This window comes from Mycobacterium sp. NGS54 (assembly GCF_059812465.1).
The window spans coordinates 191,279-212,832 of record NZ_JCALCS010000004.1; the positions used below are offsets into that span (position 1 = coordinate 191,279).

The window sequence follows — 21,554 nt, forward strand, 5'->3', positions numbered from 1 at the left end:
CTGCCAATATGTTTTGTGACATCAACCACGGAGGGGTTAAACCACGGACCGCGTCGAGGCACAGTGGAAACGGTGTTTGATCTCATCGCCTCCCACTGCCGTTCAAAAGGCGGCGTCCCGCTGAGCGACGCCACACTGCAATTGCATTCGCAACGAATTGACGTACCCACCTACGACAGGTCGGCCCTTCAGCGGGCCGTCGTTCACATCGGCGCGGGCAACTTCCACCGCGCACATCAGGCCGTCTACTTCGACGACCTCGCCCGCTCCGGCATTTCGGATCGTTGGGGGGTAACCGGTATCAGTCTCCATTCCCCCGACGTCAAAGACTTGCTGTCGGCCCAGGATGGGCTGTACACGGTGGTACAGCGCGGCCATGATCGCCAAACCGCCCGTGTCGTCGGGTCGATCGGTTCCCTTCATTACGCACCGAACGACCGCACAGCGGTCGGCGCCGCCCTGGCAGACCCCGAAACCCGCATCGTCAGCCTGACGATCACGTGCAACGGATACTTCCTCAACCCCGTCACCGACGAATTCGACGCCGACCACCCCGACGTGCGCGCCGACCTCGTCGCCTCCGACGGCTATGCCACCGCGTGGGGATATCTGGCCGAAGCTCTCGACCGCCGTCGCCGCGCAGGCGTCGCGCCGTTCACCGTGCTCTGCTGCGACAACATTCCCGCCGACACCCAGCCGGCGAGGACCGCGCTGGTATCGTTCGCAGCCTTGAAGGACCCCCGGCTTGCCCGGTGGATCGACACGCATGTCGCGTTCCCCTCGACCATGGTCGATCGCATCACCCCTCAAACTTCGAAGTCGGAGCGCAAGTTCGTCGAGCAGACCTTCGGCGTCGCCGACAAATGGCCCGTCGTGACCGAACCCTATTCCCAATGGGTGATCGAGGATTCCTTCAGCAATGGGCGCCCACCGCTCGACCTGGTGGGTGCCGAATTCGTGACCGACGTCCGGGACCACAAGCTGATCAAGACCCGTCTGCTCAACGGAACCCATATCGCGCTCGCGTGTTTGGCCACACTCGCCGGATACCAGCGCACCGACCAAGCGATGCGGGACCGCGTCATCTTCGACTATGTAGAGAGGCTGCTGGGCGACGAGATTCAGCCACTGTTGCCCGCGGTCCCCGGGATGAACACGCCCGAGTACCGAGGCACGGTGCTCGATCGGCTCAGCAACCCCCGAATGAGCGACCAATTGTCGCGGCTGGCTCGACGGGGAACGAGCAAGATAGCGTCGTTTGTGCTGCCCTCCCTGCAGGACGCGATCGCACGGGGTCGGCGGCACACGCTGCTGATGTTGGCCGTTGCCGGATGGGCCCGTTACATGCGCGGCCACGACCTGAGCGGGCGCAAGTTTCGCCTCCAAGACTCGCAGGCGATACCCGTGGCCAGGTTGGCCAACATGGCACGGAACAACCCCGAACCGCTGCTGGGGCATGAGATGTTCGCCGAACTGCGCACGGTTCCGGGTTTTGCAGACCGGCTGGGCGACATGATTGCGGACATCGACGAGCGCGGTGTGGTGGCCACGCTGCGGGACGCGATGCGCGACGACGAGCGGGAGTTGGTGTCGCGATGAACGGCATGCTGACCTTTGTGCGCCCATTCGACCCGGCGCCGATCACCACCTTGCTCTGCGACGCCGACGACAACCTGTTCGGCTCGGAGAGACCGGCGTTCGAGGCGTCGACTGAGGTGACGAATCGTTTCCTGGCCAGGTTCGGGGTGACCGCTCCGTTCAGCTGCGACGAATTGCGTAAGCGGGCGGTCGGGAAAAACTTTCGTGCCATGGCTCTCGACCTGGCGGTGCAGTGCGACGTGCCGCTCGATCAGGTGTTGGCCGAGGGCCGCCCCGAAACGGTGGTCGCCTCGGCGCGCGATTTGGCCAGCGGCAGCGCGTTGTCCGCCGACGAACTCGAGCAGTGGGTGCGCGAGGAGCGCGAACGGGTCACCGCTCACCTGGCTGTCACCCTGACACCCGATCCGCAGGTGCTGGAACCGTTGAACGAGCTTGCGAGCCACTACGCACTGGCGGCGGTCAGCTCCAGCGCCACCAAGCGCCTGCGCGCCTGCTTCAGGGCCACCGGCCTCGACGCGCTGCTGCCGGAGACGGTGACCTTCAGCGCGGAGGATTCTCTTCCGGTGCCGACGAGCAAGCCCGACCCGGCGGTATATCTGCGTTGCGGCGAGGTACTCGGTGTCGCAGCGGAACAGGGGCTGGCCATCGAAGACTCCGTGGCCGGCGTGACTTCCGCGGTCGCAGCCGGGTACGCCACCGTCGGTAACCTGATGTTTGTACAACCTGACGAATGGGATTGCCGCCGTGCAGAATTGATTGATGCCGGCGCGGTCGCGATAACCGATTCGTGGCGTGCCCTTGCCGATTTCCTGCTGTTGTCGGCCGTGGGTTCCCCCCTCACGTAGGGCTGTGACCGGTCCGAGACGGGTCGTCGACTGGTCGAAGCGACTGGGCTGCGGCCCGCCGTCGTCGTACCGTCGATAGGTGTTGCGAGCCCGGCAATACGGGCAGTGGCCCGGGGAGGAGTTGGCCAATGGCGGCTAGCCCGATCGATCTGAGTAATGCGTCGTTGTCCAAGCTGCCGATCGAGGCTCCGAACTATGACCGCGACAGGGTGACCGTCGGTATCGCGCATATCGGGGCCGGGCATTTCCACCGGGCGCATCAGGCCGCGTACATCAACCTGCTGCTCCAGCAGGGCCTGGCATACGACTGGGGCATCTGCGGCGTAGGGGTGATGCCCGCCGACTGGACCATGCGTGACGTCCTCGACGGTCAGGACGGGCTGTACACGCTGATCCTGGATCATCCCGACGGCAGCCGGGACGCGCAGGTGATCGGCTCGATCGTCGACTACCGCTACGCCCCGGACGATCCGGAAGCGGCGTTGGAGGTGCTGGCTGCGGCATCCACCCGGATCATTTCGCTGACCATCACCGAAGGCGGATACCGCGATCCCGACGGGCCGGCGTTCGCGTTGATCACCGAGGCGCTCGCGAGGCGGCGCGGTCAGGGAATCCCCGCGCCGACTATCGTCTCCTGCGACAACATCGAGAACAACGGTGAGGTAGCCAAGCGTACGGTGCTCGCCAGCGCCGAGCGCGTAGATCCCGGGTTGGCCCAATGGGTCGCGGAACACGCCCGGTTCCCGAGCTCGATGGTCGACCGCATCACTCCGGCAACGACTTTGGAGATGGCTGCGGAAGTGCGGCGTGACTTCGGCGTCAATGACCGATGGCCGGTGGTGGCCGAGCCATTCACCGCTTGGGTGATCGAAGACGACTTTGCCGATGGCCGCCCGCCGCTGGAGCGGGCGGGGGCGCGGATGGTCGACGATGTGCGCCCGTACGAGCTGATGAAGTTGCGGATGCTCAACGCGGGGCATCAGTGCCTGGCCTACTTCGCCCATCTTTGCGGATTCAAGTTCGTTCACGATGCGGCGCGTGATCCGCTCTTCGCCCGATTCCTGCTCTCCTACTTCGACACCGAGGCCATCCCCACGCTGCCGCCCGTGCCGGGCATCGACCTTCATGAATACGGGCGCACGCTGGTCGAGCGGTTCGCCAACCCCGCCGTCCGCGACACCGTTGCGCGGCTGTGCGCCTATTCGTCGGACCGCATCCCGAAATGGCTGTTTCCCGTCATCTGCGACAACCTGGCCGGCGGCGGGCCGGTTCGACTGGCGGCCGCGGCGGTGGCCAGTTGGGCCCGCTACGCCGAGGGTGTCGACGAGTCGGGCAAGCCATACGAGGTGGTGGATCAGCTGGCGGACTCGCTCGTCCCGATCGCCCGGTCGCAGCACCACAATCCCACCGGGTTCATTGAGGTCACCGCGCTGTTCTGCGATCTGGCCCACCAACCGCGGTTTGTCGAGGCGTACCGCTGGGCCCTGGATTCTTTGCACCGCAAGGGGGCTCGGGCGACGCTCGAGGCGTTGGCGCGATGACCCGGGGGCTGGTGATCGGCGAGGCGCTGGTCGACATCATCGACGGTGACGAACATCCCGGCGGCAGCCCGCTCAACGTCGCCACCGGACTGGCCAGGCTGGGTCGCGACATCGACTTCTTGACTTACATCGGCGACGACCCGCACGGCCGGCGCATTGTTGATTACGTCAAATCCTCAGGCGCACACATTGTTCCGGGAAGTTCCTCCGCTGCCCGGACACCGACCTCGGTTGCGACGATCGCCGACGACGGTTCCGCGGCTTACGCATTCGACCTGGAATGGCAGGTCTCCGGAACGCCCGAAATCGGGCCGCCACTGTTGGTGCACACCGGATCGATCGCCGCCGTGCGCGAGCCAGGGTGCCTGGCGGTCGCGGCGCTGCTCGACGCCTACCGGGTGTCGGCCACCGTCAGTTTCGACCCGAACGTGCGGCCCTCGCTCATCGCGGACCGGTTTCAGGCCCGCGACCGCATCGCCCGCCTCGTCGAGCGCAGCGACATCGTCAAGGCCAGCGACGAGGACCTGAACTGGATCGACCCCGACCGCGACCCCGAGTCGACGGCCCGAGCATGGCTGGCGTCGGGCCCGGGGATCGTCGTGGTGACGATGGGCGCTCGGGGCGCGGTGGCGTTCTGCCGAGCCGGCGAGGCCCGGATGACCGCCAGGGCGGTTGACGTGGTGGACACCGTCGGCGCCGGCGACGCGTTCATGGTCGGCCTGCTGGACGCGCTCTGGCAAACGGGTTTGTTGGGCGCCGCCCGGCGGGCCGCCCTGGGCCGGATCGGGCTCGACGCGCTGACGACGGCGCTGCGATCCGCGTGCCTGTCGTCGGCGTGGACCGTCGCCCGCGCCGGTGCCGACCTGCCCGACCGGGCCGGCCTGCGGGCCCTGCACCCGTAGCCGAGGAATTAGCTGTACCCGAAAGTCCGCGGTGCGGGCGTGCTGCGCTGTTTTGCTGGGGACGGTGTGGGCATACTGACTTACATGCGTTCCATCTGGAAGGGTTCGATCGCGTTCGGGCTGGTGAACGTCCCGGTCAAGGTGTATAGCGCCACCGAGGATCACGACATCAAGTTCCATCAGGTGCACGCCAAAGACAACGGCCGCATCCGCTACCAACGCATATGTGAGAAAGACGGCGAGGTCGTCGAATACCGTGACATCGCCCGGGCCTTCGAGTCCGACGACGGTCAATCGGTGATCATCACCGACGACGACATCGCGACCTTGCCCGAGGAGCGCAGCCGCGAGATCGAAGTGCTCGAGTTCGTCCCGGCCAGCGAGGTCGACCCGATGCTGTTCGATCGCAGTTACTTCCTCGAGCCGGATTCGAAGTCGTCGAAATCCTATGTGCTGCTTGCCAAGACACTCGCCGAAACCGACCGGATGGCGATCGTGCACTTCACGCTGCGCAACAAGACCAGGCTGGCGGCGTTGCGCGTCAAGGACTTCGGCAAGCGCGACGTGATGGTGGTGCACACGTTGTTGTGGCCCGACGAGATCCGCGATCCCGACTTCCCCGTGCTGGACAAGAAGGTCGACATCAAGCCCGCGGAACTCAAGATGGCCGGGCAGGTGGTGGAATCGATGGCCGAGGAATTCAACCCCGACCGCTACCACGACACCTATCAGGAGCAGCTGCAGGAGCTGATCGAGGCGAAACTCGAAGGCGGCGAAGCGTTTACCGCCGAGGAACAGCCCAAACAATTGGACGAGACCGAGGACGTCTCCGACCTGCTGGCCAAGCTGGAGGCCAGCGTCAAGGCCCGCTCCGGCGACGGCAAGGCCGGGGCCGGTTCGGGGGCCAAGAAAGCGGCGGGGAAGAAAGCGCCCGCCAAGAAGACGCCGGCCAAAAAGACGGCCGCCAAGAAGGCGCCGGCCAAAAAGGCCGCGGCTAAGTCCTGACCGCGCTAGCTGGTCAGCGCCGCCGCATCGACACGAAGCGGAACCCGGCGGCCAGCAGGTTGATCACCGCGACGATGATGATCAGGCTCAGCGCCGCACCCCAGATCCGCAGGAATCCGGCGTGCTCGGGATTCGTGAGCTCGGTGTAGATCAACAGCGGCAGTGAGGCCATGTTGCCGTGGAACATGTCGAAGTTGATGGAGCGGCTGTAGCCGACCAGGACCAGCACCGGCGCGGTTTCCCCGATGACGCGCGCGACCGACAACAAGATGCCCGAGACAATGCCCGGCATCGCGATCGGGATCACGATCCGCACGATCGTCTTCCACTTGGGAACACCCAGCGCGTAGCTGGCTTCGCGCAGGTCATCCGGCACCAGCCTGAGCATCTCCTCCGTGGAGCGCACCACCACCGGCAACATCAGCAGGACCAGAGCCAACGAGACGGCAAACGAGCTCTGCTGGAAACCCAGGGTGGCGATCCAGAGGCTGAAGATGAACAGCGCGGCGACGATCGAGGGCACCCCGGCCAGCACGTCGACCATGAACGTCGTCAGCCGCACCAGCCGGCCGGTGCCGTATTCCACCAGGAACACCGCCGTCATCATGCCGAGCGGCACGGACAAGACGGCGGCAACGCCGGCCTGCACCAAAGTCCCATACAGCGCGTGGTAGACGCCGCCGGCGAATTCCTCGGGCAGCACGCCGCGCAGCGAGTGGGTCCACCAGCCCGAGCGGGTGACGGCGTACCAGCCGCGTGCGACCACCACCCCGAGCACCCAGATCAGTGGCACCAGCGCCGCGAGGAACGAGGCAACGAAGAATGTTGTCGCGGCGTTGTTGGTGATCCGCCGCCGCAGGCTCAGCGGGCTGAACACGTCCGCTTTGACCGGCAGGTCGAGCGCATCGATCGTCATCCGTTGACCTTCCCCCCGGCGATCGCGCGCGCGAGCGCGTTGACGATGAACGTCAGGACGAAGAGCGCGAATCCGGCGGCGATGTAGGCCCCGGTCGGCAGCGGTTCGCTGAATTCGGCTGCCGCGGAAGCGATCTTGGAAGCGAACGTGTAGCCGCCGTCGAACAGCGACCAGCTGCCGGCGCGGGCGGCGGACCGGAGGATGATCAGCACCGCCACGGTCTCGCCGAGGGCCCGGCCCAGCCCCAGCATCGACGCCGCGATGACGCCGCTGCGGCCGTATGGCAGCACGGTCATCCGCACCACCTCCCATTTGGTGGCGCCCAGCGCCTGCGCCGCTTCCATCTGGATGGGCGGGGTCTGCCGGAACACCTCCCGCGACACCGAGGTGATGATCGGAAGGATCATCACCGACAGCACGATCCCGGCCGTGAAAATGGTGCCCCCACCGGCCAGTGAGACATTCCCCTGCTTGAACAGGAAAAACCAACCAAGGTTGCGGTTCAGGAATTCCGCGATCGGTTCGAGTTTGGGCGCCAGCACGAAGATGCCCCACAACCCGAAGATGATCGACGGGACCGCTGCCAGCAGGTCAACCATCGCACCGAACGGTCGCGCGAACCTTTTCGGTGCGTATTGGGTGAGGAATATCGCGATCCCGACCGCCACCGGCACGGCCACCACCAGGGCGCTGACAGAACTCAGCACCGTGACCATGAACAAATCACGAATACCGAACGCCAGATGCTCCGCACTGGTCGTATTGAATTGCGCGCTGGTGAAGAAGTTCGCGTGGTTCGCTTGCAGCGACGGCACGGCGCGAATCAAGAGAAATATCGCGATCAGCACGATCGCGATCACGATCGTCATACCGGCAGCCGCGGCGACCAACTTGAACAGTTGGTCGCCGCGCTGCACCTTGTGCGGATCGGTCGCCTTCAGCACGGGCTGAGTTCCGGTTGCCGGACTGGCGACTGCTCCGCGGGTCATGACACTCCGGATCACGCGATCGCGTTGACCGCAGTCGACAGCTTCGACTTGAACGAGTCCGGAATGGGAATGTATCCGTTGTCCGCCAAACCGTTTTGGCCCGCGCCGATGGTGCTCTGCAGGAACGCCTTCACGGCCGTGCCGACCTGGGAGTCGGGGTATTTCGAGCAAACGATCTCGTAGGTCGCCAGCACGATCGGGTACGAACCGGCCTGCGTCGGCTTGTAGAACGAGTTGGTGTCGAGCACGAGGTCGTTGCCCTGCCCCTTGACGGTGGCACCGGAGATCGTCTTGCCCACGGAGTCGGCGCTGATGGCGACCGCATCAGGCCCGGCGGAGGTCACGATCTTGGCCATGTTCAGGTTCTGGGCCTTGGCGAACGACCACTCGTTATACGTGATCGATCCCTCGGTGGCCTTGATCGCGGCCGAGGTGCCGTCGTTGCCCTTGGCGCCCTCACCGACACCACCGTTGAACGTCTTGCCGGCGCCCTTGCCCCAGGCGCCGTTGGAGGCCGCATCGAGGTAGTGCTGGAAGTTATCCGTGGTCCCGGACTGGTCGTTACGGAAGACGACGTGGATCGGCTCGGCCGGCAGGGAGGTTCCGCCGTTGAGGCCCGCGATCGCCGGATCGTTCCAGGTGGTGATGGCGCCGTTGAAGATCTTCGCCGCGGTCGGGCCGTCCAGAGTCAGCGAACTGACGCCCTTGACGTTGTAAGTGATCGCGATCGGGCCGAACACCACCGGCAGGTTCCACGCCGGCGAGCCACAGCGCTGCTGGGCCGCGTCGTACTCTTTTTGGGCCAGCGGCGAGTCGGATCCACCGAAATCGGTTTGGTTGCCGTTGAATTCGCTGATTCCGGCGCCCGAACCGTTGGCGGTGTAGTTCAGGGTCTGACCCGGGCACGCCTGCTCGAACGCGTTGACGAAGCGGGTCATCGCGTTGGCCTGGGCCGTCGAGCCACTGGCCTTCAGCGTCTTCTTGCCGCCGCAACTCACATTGCCCGCGGATCCGCCAGTCGTCGCACTGCTCCCGCTCGCCCCACTCGAATTGTTGTTTTCACTGCCGCATCCGGACAACACCAGCGCTGCGCTAGCCAGGACACTCACCGCGGCACCAAACCTGTTGAGTCTCAAATCACTTCCTAACAGTAGGGATTGATCGCCGCTGCCTTTGGCCGCGGCTCGCCAACTAGCGTTCCTCGCAGCCATGAAGCTAACAGCAACAAGGTTAACGCTCGGCGAATTTTTCCCTGCCATAACTCCGGGGGACCCGGCACTGAATTGCGACCATCCGGACCGTTACATCGTCCCGTCCGTATGACAAACTAGAACCTGTTTCAGAAATGCCGTTATCGGAGTCGGTGAGGTCTGTTACCGTTTCGCCGGACAACTCGAATAGAGAGGCCGCAATGATCCTTGACAGGTTCCGACTGGACGACAAAGTCGCCGTCATCACAGGTGGCGGGCGCGGCCTCGGTGCGGCCATCGCGCTGGCCTTCGCCGAGGCAGGCGCCGATGTGCTCATCGCGTCGCGCACGCAATCTCAACTAGATGCCGTCGCCGAACAGGTCCGCGCCACCGGCCGCCGCGCCCACGCCGTCGCCGCCGACCTGGCCCACCCCGAGTCGACTGCGGAACTGGCCGATCTGGCCGTCGAGGCGTTCGGAAAACTAGACATCGTCGTCAACAATGTCGGCGGGACCATGCCCAACACCTTGCTGACCACCTCGACCAAGGACCTCAAGGAGGCGTTCACCTTCAACGTCGCCACCGCGCACGCGTTGACCGTCGCGGCGGTGCCGCTGATGCTGGAGCACTCCGGCGGTGGCAGCATCATCAACATCACCTCGACCATGGGCAGGCTGGCCGGACGCGGGTTCGCCGCCTACGGCACGGCCAAGGCCGCGCTCTCGCACTACACCCGGCTGGCCGCGCTGGACCTGTGCCCGCGCATCCGGGTCAACGCCATCGCGCCGGGGTCGATCCTAACGTCGGCGCTGGACGTGGTGGCCTCCAACGAGGAGCTGCGCGCCCCGATGGAGAAGGTCACGCCGATGCGCCGTCTCGGCGATCCGGTCGACATCGCCGCCGCCGCAGTCTATTTGGCGTCCCCGGCCGGCAGCTTCCTCACCGGTAAGACCCTGGAGGTCGACGGTGGGCTCACCTTCCCCAACCTCGACATCCCCGTCCCCGACCTGTGAACTGAAGGCCGCTAAAGACCACTAAGGAGCCCGCCATGGCCATACCCGTCGTTCAGTTGGGCACCGGCAACGTCGGCGTCCACGCGCTCAAGGCGCTGATCACCAATCCCGAGTTCGAGCTCAGAGGCGTGTGGGTGTCGTCGGATGCCAAGGCCGGCAAGGACGCGGCGGAGCTTGCCGGACTTACGGATTCGACCGGCGTGCTGGCCAGCACCGACCTGGACGCCGTGCTCGCCACGGGCCCGCAGTGCGCCGTGTACAACGCCCTGGCCGACAATCGCCTGCCCGAGGCTCTCGAGGATTACCGCCGGGTCCTCGCCGCCGGAATCAACATCGTCGGCAGCGGCCCGGTCTTTCTCCAGTACCCGTGGGAAGTGATCCCCGAGGAGCTCATCAAGCCGCTGGAAGATGCCGCGCGCGAAGGCAATTCGAGTCTGTACGTCAACGGCATCGACCCGGGCTTCGCCAACGACCTGCTGCCGCTGGCACTGGCCGGCACCTGTCAGAGCATCCAGCAGATCCGCTGCATGGAGATCGTCGACTACGCCACCTACGACAGCGCCGCCGTCATGTTCGACGTGATGGGATTCGGTAAGCCCCTCGACGAGATCCCGATGCTGCTGCAGACCGGCGTGCTGAGCCTGGCGTGGGGATCGGTGGTGCGGCAATTGGCCGCGGGTCTGGGCATCACGCTCGACAGCATCGCCGAGGAATACATCCGCGAGCCCGCGCCCGAGGACTTCGACATCGCCTCGGGGCACATCCCCAAGGGGACCGCCGCCGGGCTGCGGTTCGAGGTGTTCGGAATGGTCAACGGCGACCCCGTCGTCGTCCTGGAACACGTCACCCGGTTGCGCGAGGACCTGCGTCCCGACTGGCCTCAGCCCGCCCAGCCCGGCGGCTCCTACCGCATCGAGATCACCGGCGAACCGTCGTACGCGATGGACATCTGCCTGAGCAGCCCCAACGGCGATCACAACCACGCCGGACTGGTCGCCACCGCGATGCGGGTCGTCAACGCGATCCCAGCGGTGGTGGCCGCCCCGCCGGGCATCGTGACGACCCTCGACCTGCCCCTGGTCACCGGACGGGGACTCTACCTCCCGGGGTGATCGCCCGGGAAAACGCCCACTACCTCGGTTTTCGCAAAGCGGGTTGTCCCGGCGTGCACCACCAGATGGTGTATTCGGTTAACCTAACTTTTTTATTCGAGAATGTGGATCGAGGGCCGATACGTTGGCGCAGGGCACCGAGGCCTCGCTCAAGACGAGCTGGTATCTGCTCGGCCCGGCGTTCGTCGCCGCAATCGCTTATGTCGATCCGGGAAACGTCGCGGCCAACGTCAGCGCCGGCTCGCAGTATGGCTACCTGCTGCTGTGGGTCATCGTCGCGGCAAACGTGGCGGCGGGCCTGGTGCAGTACCTGTCCGCGAAACTCGGGTTGGTGACCGGACGGTCGCTGCCCGCGGCAATCGGCACGCGGATGGGCCGCCCGCTCCGGCTCACGTTTTGGGCGCAGGCCGAAATCGTCGCCATGGCAACCGATGTCGCCGAAGTCATCGGCGGGGCGATCGCGCTGCGCATCCTGTTCGGCCTGCCGCTGCCGGTCGGCGGGATCATCACCGGCGTGATCTCGATGCTGCTGCTGACGATCAGGGACCGCCGTGGGCAACTCCTGTTCGAGCGCGTCATCACGGGCTTGCTGCTCGTCATCGCCGTCGGCTTCGCGGCGAGCTTCTTCGTCGCTACGCCACCGCCCGAGGCCGTGGTGGCGGGATTGCTCCCCCGGTTCCACGGCACCGAAAGCGTGTTGCTGGCCGCCGCCATCCTCGGCGCCACCGTGATGCCCCACGCGGTGTATCTGCATTCGGGCCTCGTCCTGGATCGGCACGGGCATCCCGCGCCCGGCCACGACCGGCGCTGGCTGCTGCGCGTCACCCGGGTCGACGTCGTGCTGGCGATGGCCGTCGCCGGGATGGTCAACGCGGCGATGCTGCTGGTCGCCGCGATCAACCTGCAGGGCCACCGGGAAAGCGCGACCATCGACGGCGCCTACACCGCGATTCACAACACGTTGGGCCCGACGATCGCGGTGCTGTTCGCGATCGGGCTGCTCGCGTCCGGCCTGGCGTCGTCGTCGGTGGGCGCCTACGCCGGCGCCATGATCATGCAGGGATTGCTCCATCTGTCGGTCCCCATGCTGGTGCGCCGGCTGGCGACGCTGTGCCCAGCCGTCGCGATCCTGGCGCTGGGCTGGGACCCGACCCGCGCGCTGGTCATCTCGCAGGTCGTGCTGTCCTTCGGTATCCCGTTCGCGGTTCTTCCGCTGGTCAGGCTCACCAGCAACCGCGACCTCATGGGTAGCAACGCCAACCATCCCGTCACCACCGTTGTCGGCTGGGGCGTCGCCGTCATGGTCAGCGTGCTCAACGTCGTGTTGATCTACCTGACCGTGGCGGGTTAGCCAGCGGCGTGCGCACCGAAATCCACGTTGGCGTGCAGCTCACTCGCGATTCTTCGCGCTAGGCGTAAATCTCGACGTCAAAGCTATTGCCTTCAAAGCTGTTTGAAGCCGTCGCAAGAAAATCGCAAGAACTTCACCAAGACCTGGCAAGCGGCGCGGGACAACCTGATGACGCCCGCCGCGGCACGGCCACAAAAAAGTTCTCGAAAAAATGTCCGACTCACGCCGGGTGCGTCCTCTTACCTGTGACGGCGACCCAACCCCGGGCCGCGACCCGTACTGAAAGAAGCACCTCATGAGCACCTGGGACGACATGGACCGAACCGCCCTCGCACCGCGCGTCGACGACGTCACCGAGGCCTGGGCCTGGGCATCGAGTCCGCTCGGCGACCCGACCGACGAGTCCGGCGATCGGCCGTCCGGCCACGAGTTTTCGCCGAACCCCATCACCTCGGCCAAGCCGAGGTCCATCGACAAGCTGTGGGTCACCGCGGGCGTCGTCGGCCTGATCGGTGCGGGCGTCGCGCTGGGCATAACCTTCCTCAGCAGCTCGCCCCAACCGCGGTCCGTGGCCGTGACTTCGGGCTCAACGGCCGTTCCCGTCTCGGCGGCCGCTCCCGCCGCGGTGGTGCCCTCGCCGGACAACGGCCCGGTCCCGGTCCCGGTCGACGCCGCGCCTGGCGGCCCGGCCCCCGTCGCGGTGGTCGCGCCCCCGCCGGATAACCCCGCGCCGGCACCCGACCCGGGCGCCCCGCCCGCCGCCGCTCCCCAGGGCCCGGTGGTCGTGGTGAACGCGCCTGCGCCAGTACCCGTCTGGGTCCCCGCTCCCCCGCCGCAGCTACCGCCGCCGCCTTCGCTGCCGCCGCTGCCCGTGCCGCCCAAGCTGCCCCCGCTGCCCGCGCCGCCGAAGCTGCCGCCGCCACCGCCGCCGCCGGTACTGTGCCTGCCGCCGCACCACCTCGTGCAGGGCGTCTGCAAGTGAGCACGCGGGCCCGGGCAAGGCTGGTATGGCTCCTGACCTCCCATGCGTCCACCACGGAGCTGGAATTTCTCGTGCTATTTCACCGCTGTGCGCGCACACTTGTTCGCAGCGTTGGTTCTCGCACGAGGGGCACCGACGCCTCATCGGCTGGGGAGACGATGTGACGACCGCACTATCGAACTTTGACATCGTCAGCGACGGGGAGCTGGCCCGCGCGGCGGCGACGGGTGATCGTCGCGCCTTTGCCATGATTTACGACCGTTACGCCGATCGGCTGCACGACTTCTGCATCGGCATGGTCCGCGATCGCGACACCGCGGCCGACTGCGTGCAGGACGTCTTCTGTTCCGCCGCCACCCAACTGCCCAAGCTGCGCGACCCCGAGCGGCTCCGCCCCTGGCTGTATGCCATTGCCCGCAACGAGGCCCTGCGCTGCATCCGGGACCGCCGCCGCGAACAGGTCGCCGACGAGCTGCCCGAGGCCGCCTCGCAGGACGCGGGACCCGATACCATGGCCGCCCGCAACGAGCTGGCCGCCCTCGTCGCCGAGGCCGCCGGCGGGCTGGTCGACCGGGACCGCGCGGTGCTGGAGCTGGCCTACCGCCACGGCCTGGACGGGCCCGAGCTGGCCAACGCGTTGGAGGTCAGCCCCGGCACCGCCAACAAGATGGTGTCGCGGCTGCGCAACACCATCGAATCGTCGTTGGGTGCGCTGCTGGTGGCCCGCCGCGCCCAGCACACCGCCGACAAATGCGCCGAGCTGGGCACCATCCTGGCGGGCTGGGACGGGCGCTTCAGCGTGCTCATGCGCAAGCGCATCACCCGCCACATCGAGTCATGTTCCGTCTGCGAAGAGGAACGCCGACGCCTGGTCAACCCGGTCGCGTTGCTCGGTGCGGCGCCGGTGTTCATCCCCGCGCCCGGCTGGTTGCGGGATCAAACGCTGGGACAGATCCGGCTGACGTCGGCCGACAGCGACCTCACCACGGACGACAGCGGAGACGGCCACGCCTGGTCGGACGACGCTTACCCACCGACCGCCGGCGGCGGCGGCGCGGACGAGCGTGACGGGGACTACCTCGACGCCGCGCGACCACAGCGGGCGCGCCGGTTGATCCCGTGGATCGCGCTGTTCGCGGGCACCTTCATCCTTGCGCTGGGGCTCATGTACAGCCTGCTGTACCACCACAAGACGGCCATCACACCGACCGAGCTGAGTCGCATCGCGCCCGCGCCGATGATGAAACCGCCCGCACCGCCGGCCGCCAACCAGATCCCACCCGCGCCGCCCGCGAATCCCGTGGCCCCCATCTATTCGCCCCCGCCCGTGCAGGCGCCGGTCGCCCCCGCCCCGCCGGTGGTCGCGCCGCCGGTCGCACCGCCGCCGGTGGCGCCCCCGCCGCCGGTCGCGCCGCCCCCGCCTGTGGTGCTGCCCCCGCCTGTCGTGCTGCCACCGCCGCCCGTCGTCGTGCTGCCACCGGTGATACTTCCCCCGCCCATCGTGTTGCCGCCGCCGCCGTCGGGAACGCATCCGTCGCCGCCGCGGTACCCGCCGCCGTCGCCACCGAAAGCGCCTCCCCCCTCCGGGACGCCGGCTCCACCTCGGCCTCTCCCTCCGCCGAAGCCGAACCCACCGCCGCCGCCACCGCCGTCGAGTCCGGCTGGCCCGATCCTGCGGTGACCGGTACGTAGCGCGCGCGTCTACCCGTACGGCACTATGGGAACGTCGTCGTCCGTGGAGAGGCTCGCGGGAGTTAGCTTGGTCCAAGATCTCAGCGCCCAGACGGTGACTGCCTAGATGCCGGCCCGCCGGCACCCCTATTTCGCATACGGGTCGAATTTGTGCGTCAGGCAGATGGCGCTGCGCTGCCCCGACGCGGCGGATCCGCGACCGGCGGTGCTGGCCGACCACGACTGGCTGATCAACCAGCGCGGCGTGGCCACCGTCGAGCCGTTCAGCGGCAACGAGGTGCACGGGGTGTTGTGGCAAGTCTCCGACGACGACCTGGCGACGTTGGACAGCGCCGAGGGCGTTCCGGTGCGGTACCGCCGCGACCGGCTGACCGTGCACACCGGCGACGGACTGTCACCGGCCTGGGTTTACATCGATCACCGGGTGATCCCGGGCCCGCCCCGACCGGGATATCTGCCTAGGATCATCGACGGCGCCGCGCAGCACGGGCTACCGCAACGCTGGATCGACTTCCTGCGCCGCTGGGATCCGTCCCGCTGGCCCCGGCCCGTAATCGCTAAAACCCCCGCGCCGCAATCACTTTCAGCGCTGTTGAGCGAACCTGGCGTTACCGAGGAGAACCGGCTGCGGTCGCGTTTCGGTTTCCTCGCCATCCACGGCGGCGGCCTGGAAGAGATGACCGACGTCATCGCCGAACGCGCCGCCGAGGCCGCCGACGCCTCGGTGTACGTGGTGCGCCATCCCGACCGCTACCCGCACCACCTCGCGTCGGCCCGCTACGACCCGGACGAGTCGCCGCGGCTGGCCGAGTTTCTCGATCATGTCGACGTCGCCGTCTCGCTGCACGGCTACGGGCGCATCGGGCGCGGTACCCAACTGCTCGCCGGGGGACGCAACCGCGCGCTGGCGGCCCACCTGGCGCGACACATCCGGCTGACCGGTTATCAGGTCGTCACCGACATCGACGACATCCCGCGCGAGCTGCGGGGCCTGCATCCCGACAACCCGGTGAACCGGGTCCGCGACGGCGGGACGCAGCTGGAACTATCGGTCCGCGTGCGGGGTCTCAGTCCGCGCAGCCCGCTGCCGGGCGCCGACGGATTGTCGCCGGTCACCTCCGCCCTGGTACGGGGGCTAGCGGCCGCGGCGCGTTCCTGGTAAGTGTTTTGGTCGTTGAACGGAGGTTGTTGGTGGGCAAGGATTTTCGCATCGGGCTGAGCATGCGGTTCTTCAAGTCGCGCTCCGCGTTGGTCGACAAGGTGAAGCGCGCGGAAGATCTCGGCTACGACATCTTGTGCGTGCCCGACCATCTCGGCGCGGCGGCGCCGTCGCCGACGCTGACCGCGGTCGCGATGGTGACCACCAAGATCAAGCTCAGCATGTATGTGCTCAACGCCGCCTTCTATAAGCCGGCCCTGCTCAGCAGGGACCTGCAGGCACTCGACGTGTTGAGTGAGGGCCGCCTCGAGATCGGGCTCGGGACCGGTTACGTCCGGGAGGAATTCGAGGCCGCCGAGCTGCCGTATCCGAGCGCCGGGGCGCGCGTCGACTACCTCGAGCACATGACGACCTACCTCAAGGAGCATCAGCCGACGACGCCGATCCTCATCGCCGGCAACGGCGACCGGGTGCTGACGATAGCCGCCCGGCACGGCGACATCATCGGGCTGACCGGTGCCAGGGTGCGCGACGTCGACGACCCGCTGGCCGAACGCATCGAGTTCGTCCGCAACGCCGCGGCCGACCGGTTCGACGCGCTGGAGCTGAACATGGTCATCACGGCGATGCCGCGCGAGGGCGAAACCGAACCCGATTTGAGGATGACCCGCCAATACGCGCCCGACCTGCCCGATGAGCAGTTGCTGTCCATGCCGTCGGTGCTCAGCGGGTCACCCCGCGAGATGGCGGACACGCTGATCGGGCTGCGCGAGAAGTACGGCCTGAGCAGCTTCACCGTGCAGGACAACAATCTCGACGCGTTCGCAAAGGTGATTGCCGAGCTGCGCTGACCGGAACGAGTGACAAGATGGCGCCGCTCCGCTGAAGGGACGAATGACCCTACGTCGACACCGTCTGCGTATCTATGGTTGGTCTGCCGGGAGGCGAATATCGCTGCACCGTCACGATTTAGGAGTGCATGATGCCCATGGAGCGCCACCACCTGAAATATGCGATGACCGGCTGCCGAAACGACCGTTGGAGCAGGTCGTGAGCACTCACTATGGCACCGGACCGGCGCCCGGCGAATACAGCGCAGACGACGAGGACCAGCTTCAGCCTGAGGACACCCTCATCGACCGCGGCATGGATGACATCCTCGACGAAGGCTATTCGCCTCCCGAGCGACCGTACGGACCTGGGGCCTTCGGCCCGTCCGAGACTCTGGACCAGATGCTTGCCGAGGAAGAGCCGGATCCGGCGTCGCGAATCGATGTCTTGCTCGATGAAACTGAGCAGGAGCGATCCGACGAATCCGAGCGCGAGGCCGAATTCCCGGAGCGAAGCGAGGTCGGCCACGCGCGAGCGGGTCGACTTGTGGCGCCGGACCTGGGATTTGGCGAAGACTCCGAGGCGGAGTTAGTCGCCGAGGATGTCGGGATCTCCGGAGGTGCAGCGTCTGCCGAGGAAGCGGCGGTTCACATCATCGAAGACGACGCTCCCGTCATCGACGGCGAAGAGTGGTGAGTTGAGCGCCGGGTTCCGGCAGTCTGCCGTCGCGGCGGTAGCCTGAGAAATCCGATCGGCCCTCGCGGAGGATTGTTTCAGCATGAAGATGTGGATTCAAATCGCCGGTCAGGACGACGATGATGCATATCCCGACGGCGCGGCGTATGAAGTACTCACCGGCGGCGTGCTAAAGGTCAGCAACGGCAACGACATTCACCTCTACAGCCCGGCGTACTGGCAAGAGGTCACGATCGACGCCCGCCCCGCGGGCGAGCGAGACGAACGAGCCCAACAGCTCGACGAAGATCTCAGATGGCAGTGATGGTTGCGCTGCCTCCATCACGCGCGGAAGGCAGCCGCAAATGCGATCCGCGCGACGCGTCGCATGGCGGCGGTCGAGCCCGCTAAACTCACACCGCCGCCCCGCGAGGTTTGGTCAGGCATTCGAAGACGTTCCTCGCCCTCGTAGCTCAGGGGATAGAGCACGGCTCTCCTAAAGCCGGTGTCGCAGGTTCGAATCCTGCCGGGGGCACTCGGTGTTTGCGCAGTTCAGCGATGGTTTTCAGATGTCTGCCGACTGGCCTCGGCCGGTTCTGGTCGGTGATTGGTTGGCATCATATGACGCATCCTGGTTGGCGATAGCCAATCGCGCGGCATCAACCGCCGATGAGCGCGTGAGCGTCTTTCATCAACAGCTTCAGTGCGGCGGATCGGTCGGAGACCCCAAAACTAGAAGTGGGCGTAGAACGGGCCTCATCGTGCGGCACGCGCACAAAAGCGGCCCACGGCCTGCCTATAGTAAAAACTGCTATAGTGAGGCATGAGTGGTCGGAGTGACGTATTGCGGACGGTGATGCACGAAACAGGCACCACCCAGTCCGAGTTGTCTCGACTCAGCGGTGTGCACCAGCCGAGCATCAGCCAGTTCCTCTCCGACAAGGTTGAACTCAGCGATGAGCAGCTCGACCGACTGCTGTCCTGTATGGGGTACCGACTCGAAATCACCCGCCAACCGGTCACTCCCGAGCTGACACGTTCCGAACGCCGCTCGTGGAAATTGCACCGCGAGCTGGCCAGACACCTGACGCGGTCAACCCTTACCCAATGGCAACCCACGATCGAGGGCAACCTGCGGCGATTACGGTCCGGCGTCACCGGCCAGCCGCACATGAGAAACCTCGACCGCTGGGAATCACTCATGAGAAGCGGCGACGTACCCGGCCTTCATCGTGTCCTCACTGGACTCGGCCGCGATTGCATCGAGATGCGCGAAGTCTCACCGATGGGTGGACTGCTCCCCGATGAGGACCGCATCCGCGTTCTGCGCACGGTGCGCTGATGCGGCGCGATCAGCTTGAGCACGCTATCCGGACCGCCTGCCAAATCGCCGGCCTGACTGAAGTGATCATCGTCGGCTCCCAAGCGATCCTGGGCACCTACACCGAAGAGCAGCTGCCCTTCTACGCCACCAGGTCGGTGGAAGTCGACGTTCTACCGATCGCCGACGACACTGGTGAAATCGCCCGTCTTGCAGATGAACTCGAGGGAACAGCGGGCGAGTTCTCCCCGTTTGAGCAGCTTCACGGTTTCAGCATCGACGGCGTGGACCTGCAGACCTCGGCACTGCCCGATGGATGGCGCGATCGACTGGTCAAGGTCCAGAATGAGAACACCGCCGCCCCATCGGGTGAACCTCAATTCATCGGATGGTGCCTCAACAAGGAAGACTTGTGTGTTGCGAAATTGTGTGCTCTCCGAGAGAAGGACCGGAACTTCGTCGATGCACTGATCACTGCTGATCTCGTCGACCCGCAAGTGATCGCAACGCGTCTCGCGACTGTACCCGAACGCTTTCGGAGAGCCTCCCAACGCGCAGCTGCCTGGCTCGCTCACCGCACAAACAACGTTGAGTAGCTCGTGAAGCCGCGGACACCGCGGCCGCGATGGCGGCGCCGACGCGCGCTACCTTGGCTCCGTGGCCAACGACGAGACGACACCTTCGGATTTGAGGCAGTGCGGCTGCTTCACAACTACTTAGCCGCGCTGGCATCGCTACGCGATGTGCAGCGCGTCATCCACCGGCGGGTCTGGCCCGAGCTCAATGCACCTGACTCGGATGACAAGCGCACGACAAGGTGGGAAGTCGAGGTGTGGACGCCCAAGATCAACGAGTTATTCGGCGATGAGCCCACGGTGTTCCTCGTGGACCTGCGCAACTACTCGATGCACTACGCCATCCCGGTCATGTCAACGAGCACCAACTTTCAATCAGTGGGCGGTCCCGGTTGGCCTGCGGCGATGAGCAATACCATTTCGGTCAACCGTATAGAACTGCTCAAGTGGGACGGGTGGCGGTCGAAGGGCAAGAGTCACATCACCTCGGCGCCTGGCGACAGCATCGACATCGTTACGCCCATCGCGACCTATTCCACGAGGGTTCGGGAATTTTACGGATGGTTCTGGGATCAGATCACCAACTCGGCGCGTCCTGAAATCGCCGAATATTATTCCAAGTCAATGGAATTCGGTCACTACCTCGAAGTCGAGGGAACCGTTTCACAATTCGGGCCGGACGGGCGCAAAGTTCGACCGGGGCGTAGCCCAAGCTCACAGCACTGACGTCGACGACACCCGCGCCATCGACTCTCGGACAGCGGCGAGGGCCCCCTCGGGGAAGTCCACCGCCCCACCGATCCGGGTCGCAGCCAGCTCTGCCTCGGCGCTTTCCTCGATCGCCACCAGCAGTCGAGCAGTAGCAAGAGGGTCAGGGCCGAACGCCAAGAGACCATGGTTGGCCAGCAAAACCGCGGCTGTCGCCGGGTGTCGTCCGAGAGCCTCGGCGATGTTCCGAGCAGACATACCCGACCCACGAGGTCCCCATGCCGCCACTGGCACGTCTTCGGCCTGCCCGAAACGCAGCAACGGCTCAAACCGGCACGGCAACGGCCGGTGGGCCAGCGCGAAAGCCGTCGCGGCGGGAGAGTGGGTGTGAATTACTGCGCCGACGTCAATGCGAGCGTTGTAAACGACGCTGTGCATGGCGATAATTTCGGCGTTCTCCGGCGCTAGCTCGCCGTCAAGGACCTCGCCATCAAGACCGACCGTGGCCAGCTGGTCAGGGCGCAACTCTCGCACGTACCCGGTCGTGGTCAGCAAGAACCGATCCGCGTCGAGCCTGGCGCTCAGGTTGGCCAGCCCGGAGTGCGATAGCACCCCCGAGACGAGTAGATGCTTGTTAGCTTCGATGATCCGTTGAGCATGGATTTGCACTTCATGTGCAGTCGTCATCTCGCATTCTCCGAATCCCGTTTCATTCGATCCAGTTTGCTGCAAACAGATTTGCCGGGCACGCGGACCATGGACGTGTTTGGATGACGCATTCTTCGTGTCGGCTCGGCCTGCTTGAGCGTGCTCTTCCGCGCAGGTGCAGTCAATAAGGTGGGGCCGACGAGTTGAAAGCCCTGCCCCTAGCTTCAGCAGCGTTCGAGGGTCCGGCAGGAATAGCGCCGGGTGGCAGCGAGTCGCCGCTTTACGGCGACGGGATCTTTCGATGAGCGGCCGGCGCCGCGGCGCTTCTGTGGCTTGCACATTGCGCAGCCGCGCCACGTTCGCGATGGGTGGTGGGTGGGCACGGGGTGCTCCCGTTGTGACTCCCGCAAGGGAAGAGTGGGACCTTACCCAAGCTCGATCAGGTGGGCAATCCCATCCGGGTTCGCAGCTCAGGCTCGTGGCTAGCCACTTCGGAGTTG

Annotated in this window: 21 protein-coding genes and 1 tRNA gene; 18 read left to right on the forward strand and 4 right to left on the reverse strand. The window is 65.9% G+C overall.

The window, feature by feature from the left end:
- The first annotated feature begins 72 nt into the window (after positions 1-72).
- The 5 genes from AC5Y5E_RS13285 (at position 73) to ku (ending at position 5,892) form a co-directional block, all read left to right on the forward strand.
- Positions 73-1,599: a mannitol dehydrogenase family protein gene (locus tag AC5Y5E_RS13285; RefSeq protein ID WP_499903916.1), complete on the forward strand. Its 1,527-nt coding sequence runs from the start codon at positions 73-75 to the stop codon at positions 1,597-1,599.
- A complete protein-coding gene (locus AC5Y5E_RS13290; protein ID WP_499903461.1) occupies positions 1,596-2,444 on the forward strand; it encodes an HAD family hydrolase in 849 nt (282 codons plus the stop codon). Before AC5Y5E_RS13285 ends, AC5Y5E_RS13290 begins: the two co-directional genes overlap by 4 nt.
- A 128-nt stretch (positions 2,445-2,572) precedes the next feature.
- The gene (locus AC5Y5E_RS13295; protein WP_499903462.1) at positions 2,573-3,985 is read left to right on the forward strand and encodes a mannitol dehydrogenase family protein; all 1,413 of its coding nucleotides are present in this window, start codon (positions 2,573-2,575) and stop codon (positions 3,983-3,985) included.
- Positions 3,982-4,887 carry a carbohydrate kinase family protein gene (locus AC5Y5E_RS13300; RefSeq protein ID WP_499903463.1) on the forward strand — a complete coding sequence of 302 codons (906 nt, stop codon included), beginning with the start codon at positions 3,982-3,984 and terminating at the stop codon, positions 4,885-4,887. The genes AC5Y5E_RS13295 and AC5Y5E_RS13300 overlap by 4 nt, the downstream gene beginning before the upstream one ends.
- A gap of 84 nt (positions 4,888-4,971) precedes the next feature.
- Positions 4,972-5,892 (forward strand): non-homologous end joining protein Ku, encoded by a 921-nt coding sequence (ku, locus tag AC5Y5E_RS13305; protein WP_499903464.1) that lies wholly within the window; start codon positions 4,972-4,974, stop codon positions 5,890-5,892.
- Positions 5,893-5,905: 13 nt separating this feature from the next.
- Here ku and pstA read toward each other — a convergent pair whose 3' ends face one another.
- From pstA to pstS, 3 genes are read right to left on the reverse strand one after another with little or no spacing between them, the layout of a single operon-like run.
- Complete coding sequence (gene pstA, locus AC5Y5E_RS13310) at positions 5,906-6,808, reverse strand: phosphate ABC transporter permease PstA (protein ID WP_499903465.1); 903 nt, start codon at positions 6,806-6,808, stop codon at positions 5,906-5,908.
- A complete protein-coding gene (gene pstC, locus AC5Y5E_RS13315; RefSeq protein WP_499903466.1) occupies positions 6,805-7,797 on the reverse strand; it encodes a phosphate ABC transporter permease subunit PstC in 993 nt (330 codons plus the stop codon). Before pstC ends, pstA begins: the two co-directional genes overlap by 4 nt.
- 11 nt (positions 7,798-7,808) lie before the next feature.
- On the reverse strand, positions 7,809-8,933 hold the full coding sequence (pstS, locus tag AC5Y5E_RS13320; RefSeq protein WP_499903467.1) for a phosphate ABC transporter substrate-binding protein PstS: 1,125 nt from the start codon (positions 8,931-8,933) through the stop codon (positions 7,809-7,811).
- A 275-nt stretch (positions 8,934-9,208) separates the two neighbouring features.
- Between pstS and AC5Y5E_RS13325 the strand changes: the two genes are divergently transcribed.
- The 13 genes from AC5Y5E_RS13325 to AC5Y5E_RS13385 all read left to right on the forward strand — a co-directional run bounded on the left by AC5Y5E_RS13325 (position 9,209) and on the right by AC5Y5E_RS13385 (position 20,424).
- Entirely contained in the window at positions 9,209-10,000 is a 792-nt protein-coding gene (locus AC5Y5E_RS13325) for an SDR family oxidoreductase (protein ID WP_499882090.1), read from the forward strand.
- 35 nt (positions 10,001-10,035) lie between these two features.
- Positions 10,036-11,112, forward strand: a complete 1,077-nt coding sequence (locus AC5Y5E_RS13330) for an NAD(P)H-dependent amine dehydrogenase family protein (protein ID WP_499903468.1) — start codon at positions 10,036-10,038, stop codon at positions 11,110-11,112.
- Positions 11,113-11,206: 94 nt separating this feature from the next.
- Positions 11,207-12,463 (forward strand): Nramp family divalent metal transporter, encoded by a 1,257-nt coding sequence (locus AC5Y5E_RS13335; RefSeq protein WP_499903917.1) that lies wholly within the window; start codon positions 11,207-11,209, stop codon positions 12,461-12,463.
- Between the two features lie 295 nt (positions 12,464-12,758).
- Positions 12,759-13,445, forward strand: coding sequence for a hypothetical protein (locus AC5Y5E_RS13340; RefSeq protein WP_499903469.1), 687 nt, complete (start codon positions 12,759-12,761; stop codon positions 13,443-13,445).
- Between the two features lie 160 nt (positions 13,446-13,605).
- Positions 13,606-15,126, forward strand: coding sequence for an RNA polymerase sigma factor (locus tag AC5Y5E_RS13345; RefSeq protein WP_499903470.1), 1,521 nt, complete (start codon positions 13,606-13,608; stop codon positions 15,124-15,126).
- A gap of 117 nt (positions 15,127-15,243) precedes the next feature.
- Positions 15,244-16,299 carry a poly-gamma-glutamate hydrolase family protein gene (locus AC5Y5E_RS13350; RefSeq protein WP_499903471.1) on the forward strand — a complete coding sequence of 352 codons (1,056 nt, stop codon included), beginning with the start codon at positions 15,244-15,246 and terminating at the stop codon, positions 16,297-16,299.
- A gap of 23 nt (positions 16,300-16,322) precedes the next feature.
- The gene (locus tag AC5Y5E_RS13355; RefSeq protein ID WP_499903918.1) at positions 16,323-17,147 is read left to right on the forward strand and encodes an LLM class F420-dependent oxidoreductase; all 825 of its coding nucleotides are present in this window, start codon (positions 16,323-16,325) and stop codon (positions 17,145-17,147) included.
- Positions 17,148-17,346: 199 nt separating this feature from the next.
- On the forward strand, positions 17,347-17,823 hold the full coding sequence (locus AC5Y5E_RS13360; RefSeq protein WP_499903919.1) for a DUF5709 domain-containing protein: 477 nt from the start codon (positions 17,347-17,349) through the stop codon (positions 17,821-17,823).
- An 82-nt stretch (positions 17,824-17,905) separates the two neighbouring features.
- Positions 17,906-18,127: a hypothetical protein gene (locus tag AC5Y5E_RS13365; protein WP_499903472.1), complete on the forward strand. Its 222-nt coding sequence runs from the start codon at positions 17,906-17,908 to the stop codon at positions 18,125-18,127.
- Positions 18,128-18,264: 137 nt separating this feature from the next.
- Positions 18,265-18,337, forward strand: a tRNA-Arg gene (locus tag AC5Y5E_RS13370).
- 318 nt (positions 18,338-18,655) lie between these two features.
- Positions 18,656-19,144 (forward strand): helix-turn-helix domain-containing protein, encoded by a 489-nt coding sequence (locus AC5Y5E_RS13375; RefSeq protein WP_499903920.1) that lies wholly within the window; start codon positions 18,656-18,658, stop codon positions 19,142-19,144.
- Entirely contained in the window at positions 19,144-19,719 is a 576-nt protein-coding gene (locus AC5Y5E_RS13380; protein WP_499903473.1) for a DUF6036 family nucleotidyltransferase, read from the forward strand. Before AC5Y5E_RS13375 ends, AC5Y5E_RS13380 begins: the two co-directional genes overlap by 1 nt.
- 99 nt (positions 19,720-19,818) lie before the next feature.
- On the forward strand, positions 19,819-20,424 hold the full coding sequence (locus AC5Y5E_RS13385; protein WP_499903474.1) for a hypothetical protein: 606 nt from the start codon (positions 19,819-19,821) through the stop codon (positions 20,422-20,424).
- On the opposite strand, the gene AC5Y5E_RS13390 is transcribed toward AC5Y5E_RS13385, so the two are convergent.
- Positions 20,413-21,093 (reverse strand): class II aldolase/adducin family protein, encoded by a 681-nt coding sequence (locus tag AC5Y5E_RS13390; protein WP_499903475.1) that lies wholly within the window; start codon positions 21,091-21,093, stop codon positions 20,413-20,415. The genes AC5Y5E_RS13385 and AC5Y5E_RS13390 overlap by 12 nt on opposite strands.
- Positions 21,094-21,554: the final 461 nt, after the last annotated feature.